Source organism: Pseudomonas sp. P110(2024), assembly GCF_057480795.1.
Map to the genome: position 1 here is coordinate 204,476 of NZ_JBLIYT010000006.1, position 12,551 is coordinate 217,026.

General features: G+C 63.9%; 16 protein-coding genes and 1 tRNA gene. All 17 read left to right on the plus strand.

Features of this window, described 5'->3' with window-relative positions; genetic code table 11:
- Window positions 1–2: 2 nt before the first annotated feature.
- A complete protein-coding gene (lolB, locus tag AC25ND_RS11560) occupies window positions 3–620 on the plus strand; it encodes a lipoprotein insertase outer membrane protein LolB (protein WP_486972136.1) in 618 nt (205 codons plus the stop codon).
- Between the two features lie 4 nt (window positions 621–624).
- Window positions 625–1,485 carry a 4-(cytidine 5'-diphospho)-2-C-methyl-D-erythritol kinase gene (gene ispE, locus AC25ND_RS11565; protein ID WP_236247745.1) on the plus strand — a complete coding sequence of 287 codons (861 nt, stop codon included), beginning with the start codon at window positions 625–627 and terminating at the stop codon, window positions 1,483–1,485.
- 20 nt (window positions 1,486–1,505) lie between these two features.
- Window positions 1,506–1,580, plus strand: a tRNA-Gln gene (locus AC25ND_RS11570).
- Between the two features lie 45 nt (window positions 1,581–1,625).
- Window positions 1,626–2,567, plus strand: coding sequence for a ribose-phosphate pyrophosphokinase (locus AC25ND_RS11575; protein WP_016391678.1), 942 nt, complete (start codon window positions 1,626–1,628; stop codon window positions 2,565–2,567).
- Window positions 2,568–2,690: 123 nt separating this feature from the next.
- The gene (locus AC25ND_RS11580) at window positions 2,691–3,287 is read left to right on the plus strand and encodes a 50S ribosomal protein L25/general stress protein Ctc (protein WP_028691149.1); all 597 of its coding nucleotides are present in this window, start codon (window positions 2,691–2,693) and stop codon (window positions 3,285–3,287) included.
- Window positions 3,288–3,366: 79 nt separating this feature from the next.
- Window positions 3,367–3,951, plus strand: coding sequence for an aminoacyl-tRNA hydrolase (pth, locus tag AC25ND_RS11585; protein WP_023629555.1), 585 nt, complete (start codon window positions 3,367–3,369; stop codon window positions 3,949–3,951).
- Between the two features lie 23 nt (window positions 3,952–3,974).
- Complete coding sequence (gene ychF / locus AC25ND_RS11590) at window positions 3,975–5,075, plus strand: redox-regulated ATPase YchF (protein ID WP_028691150.1); 1,101 nt, start codon at window positions 3,975–3,977, stop codon at window positions 5,073–5,075.
- 504 nt (window positions 5,076–5,579) lie between these two features.
- The gene (locus tag AC25ND_RS11595; protein WP_062364652.1) at window positions 5,580–6,044 is read left to right on the plus strand and encodes a phage tail protein; all 465 of its coding nucleotides are present in this window, start codon (window positions 5,580–5,582) and stop codon (window positions 6,042–6,044) included.
- A gap of 92 nt (window positions 6,045–6,136) precedes the next feature.
- Window positions 6,137–7,252 (plus strand): DUF2586 domain-containing protein, encoded by a 1,116-nt coding sequence (locus tag AC25ND_RS11600; protein ID WP_088852559.1) that lies wholly within the window; start codon window positions 6,137–6,139, stop codon window positions 7,250–7,252.
- 3 nt (window positions 7,253–7,255) lie between these two features.
- Window positions 7,256–7,705: a phage protein gene (locus tag AC25ND_RS11605; protein ID WP_046857144.1), complete on the plus strand. Its 450-nt coding sequence runs from the start codon at window positions 7,256–7,258 to the stop codon at window positions 7,703–7,705.
- Window positions 7,705–7,911: a TraR/DksA C4-type zinc finger protein gene (locus tag AC25ND_RS11610; RefSeq protein ID WP_062364656.1), complete on the plus strand. Its 207-nt coding sequence runs from the start codon at window positions 7,705–7,707 to the stop codon at window positions 7,909–7,911. The genes AC25ND_RS11605 and AC25ND_RS11610 overlap by 1 nt, the downstream gene beginning before the upstream one ends.
- Before the next feature lie 56 nt (window positions 7,912–7,967).
- The gene (locus tag AC25ND_RS11615; protein WP_050703720.1) at window positions 7,968–8,255 is read left to right on the plus strand and encodes a putative phage tail assembly chaperone; all 288 of its coding nucleotides are present in this window, start codon (window positions 7,968–7,970) and stop codon (window positions 8,253–8,255) included.
- Between the two features lie 20 nt (window positions 8,256–8,275).
- Window positions 8,276–8,422 carry a DUF6890 family protein gene (locus tag AC25ND_RS11620; RefSeq protein WP_371263118.1) on the plus strand — a complete coding sequence of 49 codons (147 nt, stop codon included), beginning with the start codon at window positions 8,276–8,278 and terminating at the stop codon, window positions 8,420–8,422.
- A gap of 6 nt (window positions 8,423–8,428) precedes the next feature.
- A complete protein-coding gene (locus AC25ND_RS11625) occupies window positions 8,429–10,543 on the plus strand; it encodes a phage tail tape measure protein (RefSeq protein ID WP_486976311.1) in 2,115 nt (704 codons plus the stop codon).
- Window positions 10,543–10,860 carry a DUF2590 family protein gene (locus AC25ND_RS11630; RefSeq protein ID WP_088852557.1) on the plus strand — a complete coding sequence of 106 codons (318 nt, stop codon included), beginning with the start codon at window positions 10,543–10,545 and terminating at the stop codon, window positions 10,858–10,860. Before AC25ND_RS11625 ends, AC25ND_RS11630 begins: the two co-directional genes overlap by 1 nt.
- Window positions 10,857–12,029: a baseplate J/gp47 family protein gene (locus AC25ND_RS11635; protein ID WP_486976312.1), complete on the plus strand. Its 1,173-nt coding sequence runs from the start codon at window positions 10,857–10,859 to the stop codon at window positions 12,027–12,029. The genes AC25ND_RS11630 and AC25ND_RS11635 overlap by 4 nt, the downstream gene beginning before the upstream one ends.
- The gene (locus AC25ND_RS11640) at window positions 12,026–12,550 is read left to right on the plus strand and encodes a phage tail protein (protein WP_198744525.1); all 525 of its coding nucleotides are present in this window, start codon (window positions 12,026–12,028) and stop codon (window positions 12,548–12,550) included. The genes AC25ND_RS11635 and AC25ND_RS11640 overlap by 4 nt, the downstream gene beginning before the upstream one ends.
- The last annotated feature ends 1 nt before the right edge of the window (window position 12,551 follow it).

Consider the following 12,551-nt stretch of genomic DNA (forward strand, 5'->3'; position numbering starts at 1 on the left):
CCATGTTCCTGCGTCATTGCATCACCTTCACCCTTATCGCCCTGCTCGCCGGTTGCGCCGGCTTCGGCAGCAGGGAAGCCGTACAGGGCCAGGGCAACCCGCAGCTGTGGCGCGAGCACAAACAGCAGCTCGGCAGCCTCGACGGCTGGCAGATCAACGGCAAGGTCGGCATCCGCGCCCCGCGCGACTCCGGCAGCGGCACGCTGTTCTGGCTGCAACGCCAGGACTACTACGACATCCGCCTGGCCGGCCCCCTGGGCCGCGGCGCGGCGCGCCTGACCGGGCGCCCCGGAGGCGTGGTGCTGGAAGTGGCCAACCAGGGCCGCTACGAGGCCGCCAACCCCGAGGCGCTGCTGGAGGAACAACTGGGCTGGCGCCTGCCGGTATCGCACCTGGTCTGGTGGGTGCGAGGCCTGCCCGCCCCGGACAGCAAGAGCCAGCTGACCCTCGACGGCGACAGCCGCCTGGCCAGCCTTCACCAGGATGGCTGGCAGGTCGAGTACCTGAGCTATGTGGAGCAGAACGGCTACTGGTTGCCCGAACGGCTGAAGCTGCACGGCGAGAACATCGACGTGACCCTGGTGGTCAAGGACTGGCAGCCACGCCAGCTGGGGCATTGAACCTATGAACAAGCTGACCCTGCCCGCCCCGGCCAAGCTCAACCTCTGGCTGCACATCACCGGCCGCCGCGCCGACGGCTACCACGAGCTGGAAACCGTGTTCCAGTTCCTCGAGCACGGCGACGAGCTGAGCTTCGCCCTGCGCGAGGACAGCCAGATCCGCCTGCAGACTGAAATTGAAGGCGTGCCCCACGACAGCAACCTGATCGTCCGCGCCGCGCGCCTGCTGCAGGCACAGTCCGGCACGCCGCTCGGCGCTGACATCTGGCTACACAAGGTGTTGCCCATGGGCGGCGGCATCGGTGGCGGCAGCTCGGACGCTGCTACCACCCTGCTGGCGCTCGCGCACCTGTGGCAGCTGGACTGGGACGAAGACCGCCTGGCCAGCCTGGGCCTGTCGCTCGGCGCCGATGTGCCGGTGTTTGTCCGGGGCCATGCGGCCTTCGCCCAGGGTGTTGGCGAGCAACTGACCCCGGTCGACCCCGAGGAACCCTGGTATGTCGTGCTGGTGCCGCAAGTGTCTGTCAGCACAGCGGAAATTTTTTCGCATCCGGAGTTGACACGTGATTCCCTCCCCCTTAAGATGCGCCCCGTTCCCGAGGGAAACAGTCGAAATGACTGCCAACCGGTAGTAGAGCAACGGTATCCTGAAGTTCGCAATGCGCTGATTTCACTGGGTAAATTCACCGAAGCACGAATGACCGGCACTGGAAGTTGTGTGTTTGGGGCCTTCCCAAGCAAAGCCGAAGCTGATAAAGTTCTGGCCCTTCTTTCAGAGACCCAAACAGGGTTTGTGGCGAAAGGAAGCAATGTTTCGATGTTGCATCGCAAGCTGCAAGTTCTGATCAAGAAGTCGAGTTCATAAGAATTCGCAGCAACAGATACAGGGGCGTCGCCAAGCGGTAAGGCAGCAGGTTTTGATCCTGCCATGCGTTGGTTCGAATCCAGCCGCCCCTGCCATTTCTTATACTCATCCAGGTTACCCTCAGCCTTCAGGTACTGCGCGTGTCCAAGATGATGGTCTTCACGGGGAATGCCAACCCCGATCTGGCTCGGCGTGTTGTACGTCAGCTGCATATTCCACTGGGTGATGTTTCTGTCGGTAAATTCTCCGATGGCGAAATCAGTGCTGAAATCAATGAAAATGTCCGCGGTAAAGACGTCTTCATCATTCAGCCCACCTGTGCTCCAACCAACGACAATCTGATGGAACTGGTCGTGATGGCAGATGCCTTCCGCCGCTCCTCAGCGTCGCGAATCACCGCCGTGATTCCCTACTTCGGATACGCCCGCCAGGACCGCCGTCCGCGTTCGGCACGTGTAGCCATCAGCGCCAAAGTCGTCGCTGACATGCTCACTGTCGTGGGTATCGACCGTGTACTCACCGTCGACCTGCACGCTGACCAGATCCAGGGTTTCTTCGATATCCCCGTCGACAACATCTACGGCTCGCCCGTACTGGTCGACGACATCGAAGACCAGCGTTTCGAGAACCTGATGATCGTTTCCCCGGACATCGGTGGTGTGGTGCGTGCTCGCGCCGTCGCCAAGTCCCTGGGTGTCGATCTCGGGATCATCGACAAGCGCCGCGAAAAGGCTAACCACTCCGAGGTGATGCACATCATCGGCGACGTCGAAGGACGCACCTGCATCCTGGTAGACGACATGGTCGACACCGCCGGCACCCTGTGCCATGCGGCCAAGGCCCTGAAAGAACACGGTGCCGCCAAGGTCTACGCCTACTGCACGCACCCTGTCCTGTCGGGCCGCGCGATCGAGAACATCGAGAAGTCGGTACTGGACGAGCTGGTGGTGACCAACACCGTGCCGCTGTCCGCCGCTGCTCAAGCCTGTGACCGTATCCGCCAGCTGGATATCGCACCGGTTGTTGCTGAAGCGGTACGCCGCATCAGCAACGAAGAATCGATCAGCGCGATGTTCCGCTAAGCGGATCACTCGCTGACGAAAAGCGCCCCGCCCCAACACTGGTTGTTGGGGCGGGGCTTTTTTGCCATCCCCGTCTGGCGCTGGTCGCAAACGCCTTTCGGGAGGCTAATTTGGAGAAACAAAATGACTGACTTCATCCTGAACGCCCAAGCGCGTACTGACCTGGGGAAAGGTGCGAGCCGCCGCCTGCGTCACTCCGCCAGCATCCCTGCCGTTGTCTACGGTGGCAATAAAGAAGCCCAATCCCTGACCATCGTGGCCAAGGAAATTGCCAAGCTGTTCGAAAACGAAGCTGCCTTCAGCCACGTGATCGAACTGAACGTCGACGGCGCCAAGCAGAACGTCGTGGTCAAGGCCATGCAGCGTCACCCGGCCAAAGGCTTCATCATGCACGCCGACTTCGTTCGCGTCGTTGCTGGCCAGAAGCTGACCGCCAAGGTTCCAGTTCACTTCGTCGGTGAAGAAGCCCCGATCAAGAAAGGCGGCGAGATCTCGCACGTCGTTTCCGAGATCGAAGTGTCCTGCGAAGCCAAGGATCTGCCTGAGTTCATCGAAGTCGACCTGTCCAAGGCCGAAGTCGGCACCATCATCCACCTGTCGGACCTGAAAGCTCCGAAAGGCGTAGAGTTCGTTGCTCTGGCCCACGGTGATGACAAAGCTGTTGCCAACGTCCACGCCCCGCGCGTTGCCGCTGAAGCTGCTGAAGGCGCTGCCGAGTAATCCACTCGCACGCCGGCGTTGATCGGGTTACAGTGCCGCGCGCACCGTAACCCACCAACTCCAAGGAAGAGCCCCTGACGTGACCGCCATCCAGTTGATCGTCGGCCTGGGTAACCCCGGCCCCGAATACGAACAGACCCGGCATAACGCAGGGGCTCTTTTCGTTGAACGCCTCGCCAGCGCCCAGCGCGTTTCGCTGTCCGCTGACAAAAAGTATTTCGGCCTGACGGCTAAGTTCAGCCATCAGGGCAACGATGTTCGCCTGTTGATCCCCACCACCTACATGAACCGTAGCGGCCAGTCCGTGGCGGCTCTGGCCAATTTCTTCCGCATCAAGCCGGAAGCGATCCTGGTGGCCCACGACGAACTCGACCTGCCTCCCGGCGTCGCCAAGCTCAAGAGAGGCGGCGGCCACGGTGGGCACAACGGCCTGCGCGACATCATCGCGCAGCTCGGCAACCAGAACGACTTCCACCGCCTGCGGCTCGGCATCGGCCACCCGGGCGACGCCAAACTGGTCTCCAACTTCGTCCTGGGCCGGGCGCCACGCGCCGAGCAGGAGAAGCTCGACGCCAGCATCGATTTTGCCCTCGGCGTGATGCCCGACGTGCTGGCCGGCGACTTCGCCAAGGCCATGCGCGAACTGCACAGCCAGAAGGCCTGACACTTTACGAAAGGGGAATTCCCATGGGTTTCAATTGCGGCATCGTCGGCCTGCCCAACGTCGGCAAGTCCACCCTGTTCAACGCCCTGACCAAGTCCGGCATCGCGGCGGAGAACTTCCCCTTCTGCACCATCGAGCCGAACAGCGGCATCGTGCCGATGCCCGACGCGCGCCTCAACGCGCTGGCCGAGATCGTCAAGCCGAACCGCATCCTGCCGACCACCATGGAGTTCGTCGACATCGCCGGCCTGGTCGCCGGTGCCTCCAAGGGTGAAGGCCTGGGCAACAAGTTCCTCGCCAACATCCGCGAGACCGACGCTATCGCCCACGTGGTGCGCTGCTTCGAAGACGAGAACGTGATCCACGTCTCCAACAGCGTCGACCCCAAGCGCGACATCGAGATCATCGACCTCGAACTGATCTTCGCCGACCTCGACAGCTGCGAGAAGCAACTGCAGAAGGTCGCCCGCAACGCCAAGGGCGGCGACAAGGAAGCCCTGGCTCAGAAGGCCATCCTCGAGCAGCTCATCCCCCACTTCACCGAAGGCAAGCCTGCGCGCAGCCTGATGAAGAACATGAGCGCCGAAGACAAGGCGGTGATCCGCGGCTTCCACCTGCTGACCAGCAAGCCGGTCATGTACATCGCCAACGTCGCCGAAGACGGCTTCGACAACAACCCGCACCTGGATGTGGTCAAGGCCATTGCCGAGGAAGAAGGCGCGGTGGTGGTGCCGGTGTGCAACAAGATCGAAGCCGAGATCGCCGAGCTGGACGACGGTGAAGAGAAAGACATGTTCCTCGAGGCCCTGGGCCTGGAAGAGCCTGGCCTGAACCGCGTGATCCGCGCCGGTTACGAGTTGCTCAACCTGCAGACCTACTTCACCGCAGGCGTGCAGGAAGTGCGTGCCTGGACCGTACGCGTGGGCGCTACCGCCCCACAGGCGGCCGGCGTGATCCACACCGACTTCGAGAAAGGCTTCATCCGCGCCGAAGTGGTGGCCTACGACGACTTCATCCAGTTCAAGGGTGAGGGCGGCGCCAAGGAAGCCGGCAAATGGCGCCTTGAAGGCAAGGACTACATCGTCAAGGACGGTGACGTGATGCATTTCCGCTTCAACGTCTGATACCCCGCTCCTGAAAAAACCCGCTGCGGCGGGTTTTTTTTCGCCTACAGAAAAGCCCTACAACCCGCGCCCGTAAAGACCGACATGCATATCGGCAAATTTGCATGCCTAAATATTTCCCAAAATGCATTGACTGCATATGCATTGATGCATAGCCTATCCCTCGAGCCGGACAGCAACCGGTTGTGACACAGGCAGCGATGAACAGGCCTCGACTGTTCAGAGGGTTGGCAACTGGCCCGGGTGTGCAGCGTAAAGCACCACGATCAGTTTTCCGGCGGGCAGACGGCCGCGGTCGGAGTCATCAATTTGAAGCGCAGCCGCATGGCGTCACCAGTCGTGGCCAGCGGTTCGACAACGCATTACTGAAAAGCCTGCACGGCGGGCTTTTTGGAATGCCGAGCATCACTTCGGCGGTTCACCGAACTCTGTGGGAGCGGGCAATCCCCCCACGTACTCAACGATGAATTTCCCAGCCACCTCTCCCTGTACGGAGGCCTCCCCATGAACCAGTTGAAAGCACTCACCACCTACCTGCTCGAACGCAAGCTGGTGCCTGCCGGGCAACTGCACGCCTGGTCCCAGCAGCTGGACCTGCAACTGGCCTGGACGCAAACCGAACTGGGCCTGCACATGGGCAACCTGCGCTACCGCGCCCTGTTCGACTTCGACGACTTCAGCGGTCATCCCGGGCGCCTGATGGCACTCGCCGGCAGCTGGCTGGAAACCAACGACCCCGGGCGTCACCTGTTCGCCCTGCCGGCGCCGACCCTCGCCGTCAAGCAGAAGGTCCCGGGCAGCGACCTGCTCGATGTGTCGCTGGTCCTGGAGTTCGTCGAGCCCCTTTACCTGACCGAGGACGCAGCCGGCGAGATCGAGGTCTTCGGCAAGACCTGGTCATTCCAACCCTATGACCTGTGGGTCGCCGAGCAAGGCGAAGTCGCCCTGCAGGCCAGTCCCCTCCCCTGACCCATTACCCGGGCTGCGATGCCCGCCCCGCCCGCGACCTGATCGACAGGTCCTGGCACAACCCTTCAATCACCCCGCTAACGAGGCAACCTATGGCACTCGGTAAAATCAGCGTGAACAATCTCAACCTCGGCCAGGGTGCCGTGACCGAGATCGAGCGCTACTTCCTCTTCATCGGCCCCGCCGCCAAGAACGTCGGCAAGCTGTTGACCCTGAACACGGACAGCGACCTGGACAATGAGCTGGGCGTGGCCGCCAGCGACCTGAAGACCCAACTGATCGCTGCCCGGGCCAACGGCGGCGACCGCTGGGCCTGCCTGGCCGCGCCAATCGGCGCTGAGGGCGACTGGGCGAGCGCCCTGGAGTATGCCCAGCAACACGGCTACTCGGTCGAGGGCATCGTCATCACCAAGCCGGCGACCGCCGGCGCGGAACTGCTGGCCATGCACACCGCCGCCGAACAGCTGAACGCCCGCTACGGCCGGCGCTCGTTCGTCCTGGCCGCGTCCGCCGGCATCCTGCCGACCGTGACCTGGTCGGACTACCTGCTCGAGCAGAAGGCGCTCACCGGCGATGTCGCCGCGCCACGCGTCGTGGTAGTGCCGCAGCTGCACGGCAACGACCTGGGCGTGCTCGCCGGGCGCCTGGCAAACGCTGCCTGGAGCATCGCCGATACCCCGATGCGCGTCGCCAGTGGCCCTGTCCTGGGCCTGGGCGCGGTGCCCGCGGACAAGGACGGCGTGCCACTGCCATCGGCGGTGCGCAGCGAGCTGGACAAGGCACGCTTCTCCGTCTCGCAGACCTACCCGGACTACGAGGGCGTGTACTGGGGCGATGCCAACATGCTCGACACCGCCGCCAGCGACTTCCAGGTCCTGGAATACCTGCGCCTGGCCGACAAGGCAGCCCGCCAGGTCCGCCCGCTGCTGATCCGCCGCATCGGCGACCGCCGCCTGAACAACAGCCCCGCCAGCATGGCCGCCAACACCAGCGCGCTGATGGCGCCGCTGCGACGGATGGCCAAGGCGGTGAAATTCGCCGGCGAAGTGTTCCCCGGCGAAATCCAGCCGCCGCGCGACGGCGACCTGGTCATCGTCTGGAAAAGCCACACCCAGGTGGAAGTGTTCATCCGCATCCGCCCGCACAACTGCCCCAAGGACATCACCGCGAACATCGCGCTGGACCTTTCCCAGGACAACCAGGAGTAACCCATGGCCAAGATCAGTGGCTTGAACTTCGACATCAACGTGGGCGACCTGAAGATCCACGTTGAGAGCGCAACCCTCGACATCACCGACAACAGCGCCGTGGCGCACACCAAGGGCGTGCCGGACGGCTGGGTCGCCGGCGACGTGGCCGCCAGCGGCGAGCTGGAGGTGGATACCAGCAACTTCAACCTGATCATCGAAGCCGCCGCCAAGGCCGGCAGCTTCCGTCAGCTGGGAACCTTCGACCAGCTGTTCTATGCCAAGACCCCCACCGACGAGATCCGCGTCGAGGCCTTCGGCTGCCGCTTCAAGATCTCCAGCCTGCTCAACATCGACGCCAAGGGCGGCGAGAAGACCAAGCACAAGCTGCCGTTCGACGTCACCAGCCCGGACTTCATCCACGTCAACGGCGTGCCGTACCTGTCCTTCGCCGAGGTCGAGGGCCTGAGCTGATGGTGTGCCCATTCGACCGCGCCCAGGCCCTGGAACAGCTCAGGCGTGATCTGGCGATCGCCGCCGTCCGTGGCCGACGCGTGGCGACTGGGCCCAGCCTTACCCACTGCACGGACTGCGGCGACGAGATCGCCGAGGCGCGCCGCGCCCTGGGCGGCATGCGCCGCTGCATTCCCTGCCAACAGCTTCACGAGCGCGACCGCTGAACACAGCGCCCGCCACATTCTTTTCCATTCCCGTATTCCAATGGAGTAGTACCCCCATGACCCAACGCACCGAAATCACCCTGGAAGTCGGCGACCTGTCCCTGGACTTTGCCATCGATCCGGCGCTGATGACCAAGTACATCAACGCCCTGACCCCCTCCAACAAGGTCGCCCCGGCCAACAACCTGCTGGTCACCGCCGTGAAGCCCGAGCATAAGGACCAGCTCAAGCCGCTGCTGGCCAACCCGATGACCGTGATCCAGCTGGCCGGTGCCCTGGTCGAGGAGTACGCCCCGACCGTGGAAGTCACCGTAAAAAAGCGCTCGGCCACGCAGAGCGACTGACCGAGGACGGCCTGGGCCAGCTGCTGGCCCTGGCCGAACGCTGGCTGCCCGGTGCCCCGTCCACACCCGAGAACCTGGGCACGGCTAAGTGGCTGGAGGACGAGCACTGGCGGCGAATGGAAATCGCCATCGCCAACGGCATCGCCCGTGCATTCAATGGAGGCTGACATCCCATGAGCGCGAACAACGCAATCAGCCGGCTGGATTTCATCCTGTCGCTGACCGACAAAGTCACCGCGCCGCTGGCGAGGATGACCCAAGGGTTCAACAATCTGACCGAAAAAAGCCAGGCCGCCATCAAGCAGATCAGCGAGGGCACGCAGAAGCTGCAAAGCTCCGCCAGCGGCTTCGGCACCTTCCTTGAACCCGCCCTGGAAATGAACCGTGCCCTTGGGGATGTACGCTCGCTCGGCGTGGCCGAGGACGCCTTGGAGGCCCTGAACAAGAAAGCCCTGATGTTCTCCATCGCCTATGGTGAGAACGCCCGCGACTTCGTCGCCTCGGCGTACAAGATCGAGGGCGCGATCAAAGGTCTGTCCGGCTCCCAGCTGGCCACGTTCACCTACGCCAGCAGCGTGCTGGCCAAGGCCACCAAGTCCGACCAGGGCGTGATGGCCGAGTATGTCGGCACGATGTACAACCTGCAGAAGCAGCAGGCCGACGCCATGGGCAAGGGCCAGTGGGTCAAGATCCTGGGCGGGCAGACCGCCCTGGCGGTCCAGCTGTTCCGCACCAGCGGCGAACAGATGAAGGATGGCTTCAAGGAGGCCGGCGCCCAGGCCTCCGCCGCCGGCATCGGTCTGGCCGAGCAAATGGCCGTGATCGGCAGACTGTCCGGCAGCATGGACGGCAGCGCGGCCGGCGGGCTTTACAAGGCCTTCTTCGAGAACATCGAGGACGCCTCGGACAAGCTCGGCATGAAGTTCACCGACACCAATGGCAAGGTCCTGCCGATGCTGGACATCCTGGCCAAGCTGCAGGGCAAGTTCGGCGACCTGCGCGGTGCGGCGGCCAACGCCAAGATCACCGAGGCCTTCGGCGGTGAGGCGGCCCAGCTCATCGGCGCCCTGGCCCAGGACACCGACCGCCTGAAGAACGGCATCGACAAACTCGGCCAGGTACGCGGCCTGGAACAGGCCGAACAGATGGCCAAGGCCATGGTCGACCCCTGGCAGCAGTTCGGGGCCGCGGTAAAAGGACTGCGCATCGCCTTCGGCCAGGCGCTGATTCCCATTCTGCAACCGCTGATGACACGCCTGGTCGAGATCGCCCAGACCCTGGTCCGCTGGATCAAGCTGTTTCCCAACATCACCCAGGTGATCGCCATCGCCACCCTGGCGATCCTTGGCACCAGCGCCGCGCTGACCGCGCTTGCAGTCCTGAGCGGACTGGCCCGGATCGCCATGCTGGGGGCACAGGCCGCCTGGGCCCTGCTCAACATGACCGGTTTGAAGAGCATCTTCATGTTCCTCCGGCACGCCTTGGTGCTGTCGATCTTCCTGACAAGCCTGATCGCCATGTACGCCTGGATGGGGATCGTGAGGCTCGCCACCCTTGCCTGGCAAGGCGCACTCTGGCTGGTGAACGCCGCACTCCTGGCCAACCCGATCATCCTCATCATCGCGGGCATCATCGCGTTGGTCGCTGCCGTGGTCCTGGTCATTGCCTACTGGGACGAGCTCAAGGCCGCGTTCCTGGACAGTGCCGCCTTCCAGTGGGTCCGCTCACAGCTGGACGCACTGAGCAAGTGGTTCACCGACATGGGGGGCTGGACCGGCATGGCCAAGGCCGCCTGGGACGGCATCGTCAAGATCTTCCGCAGTTCGCTCGACCTGGTGATCGAGTGGTTGAACAAGATCCCGGGCGTCAACATCGAGACCTCGTTCGCCGATCTGCCGGAAGCGCCCAAGGTGCCAGGACTTGCCAGCCAGGTCGCGCCGATCGGCGTACTGCCCATGAGCAACACGCAGCCACTGCTCAAGCCCCTGATGCAGGTGCCATCAGCGGCCCCGCACACGGCTTCGATGGCACCCGCTGCCCTCGCCCCCAGCATGGCCAGCGCGCCGGTCGAGCAACTCGAGCAGCAGCGCCAGCGCATGACCCAGACCGCACTCAACCTCTCGCCGGCCAGCCCGACGAGCGTTCCCCAGGGAGGCCTGATGAACCAGATCCAGAACACCACGCAGACGCAAGACCGGCGCATGCATGTCGAGAAGGTGGAGATCAACACCAGCAAGGCCATGAACCCGCTGGAACTGGAACAGATGATGGCAATGGCGGTGGGCTGATGAGTGACTACATCGACCTGCTGATCCACGACAACGACCTGGTCCTGGACCCCTCCCACCAACCGCTGCTGATCGAGGACCGGGCCAGCATCGCCCAGGACATCGCCCACATGATCCGCGACAGCGGCCTGCTGGTGACCCTGGTGGCCGAGCGCAGCCGCCAGCGCCAGGCCGACTGCATCCTGCAACTGGAGCTGCTGGTGGAGGACGACGAGCGCCTGCTGCCGGGTACCGCGCGCGTCCTGGAAGAGCATCCGGGCCGCTACCTGGTCACGGCGAAAACCCTGAAATTCGGTGATATCGAGGTATACCTGTGAGCGACTTGGACTTTCGCAAGGTGCTGGCCGACGCCGGCATTCCCACCACTGAGGCGGCCCTGCACCAGGCCTGGGAGGCCGAAGTGGCCGCCCAGGGCAGCAAGCTCAGCAACACCAGCGCCTACTCGCCGTTCTGGCGCGTGGTGACGGTGCTGGTGACCAAGCCGGTGCTGTGGCTGGTCGGTTTCATCAGCGACACCGTGCTACCCAACTTCTTCGTCAAGACGGCCAGCGGCGCCTGGCTGGACAGCCTGGCCTGGGCGGTGAACGTCGAGCGCAAAGGCGCGACCAAGGCCCAGGGGCAGCTGTTGTTCACCCGTGAAAACAGCGCCGGCGAGCTGCTGATGCGTGCCGGCGTCGTGGTGCAATCCGCCGCGATCAACGGCCACGTCTACCAGCTGGTGACGGTCGAGGATGCTGTGTTCCCCGACGGCCGCCTGCAACAGTCGGTCAAGGTCCAGGCGCAGCAGGTCGGCAGCGGCTACAACCTGGCGCCCGGCTACTACGCCATCCTGCCCGAGCCGGTGCAGGGGATCGTCCAGGTGGTCAACGACGACGGCTGGATGACCTCGCCCGGAGCCGACCCCGAACCCGACGACCAACTGCGCCTGCGCACCCGCAATCAATTCAGCGCGGTCAACCAGTGGCACACCGACGCGGTCTACCGCGCCATGATCGCCGCCTTCCCGGGGGTGCGCCCCGATGGCGTGTACTTCCTCCACGATGCGCCACGTGGTCCGGGCAGCGCCAACGCCTACGTGCTGTTCGACGCCGACGTGCCGGCGCAGGCGTACCTGGAGCAGATCAACGCCCACGTGCGCGACCAAGGCAACCACGGCCACGGCGACGACCTGCTGGTGATGGTCATGCCCGAGACCCGCCACGACATCGCGTTGACGGTCTGGCCGCGGACAAACCTGACGGCGAAACGGCGCGAAGAGTTACAGCAGGGCATCACCCAGTTCATCCGTGCGGCGTTTCGCGAAAGCACGGCCAGCGACTATCGGCCGACGCTGACTTACCCACAGTCGCGGTTCTCCTTCAGCCGCTTGGCCGAGGAGCTGCACCAGGCCTTCGCCGACATCGAGTCGCTGCATTTCGCCAGCGAGGACATCGTCTCGCAGCTGAGCATCGCGCGCATCGCCAACCTGCGGGTGGACCTGGTATGAGCCCGCTGAAACTGCCGTTCTGGCTCGCCGGCACCGAACTGACCAAGCTCAAGGACGCCGCCCAGGCCTGGTGGGCCAGGGTGACCGAGTGGTTGCGCTGGCCGCTGCTGCAGATGGACGCCGAAACCTGCCACCTCACCGTGCTGGACCTGCTCGCCTGGCAGCGGGACATCACCCGCTTCAAAGACGAACCGGAACGCCTGTACCGGCTGCGGGTGAAGTTCGCCTTCATCAACGCGGTCGATGCCGGCAGCACCGCAGGGCTTAAGCGCATCCTGCGCCGGCTTGGCGTGGGCTATGTCGAGATCGACGAACGCCTGGCCGGCCGCGACTGGGACGTGGTCCTGCTGCGCCTTTCCGACTCGCAGCTGTCGGAGAACCCCGAGCTGCTGCGGGTGCTGATCCAGCAGTACGGCCGGACCTGCCGCCGCTACGACTTCATCAGCATCACCCCCGTCACCCTGCGCATCGGCGCAGCTCAATTCAACGACGACCAGCAGACGCTGGTCGCCACGCTTTAGG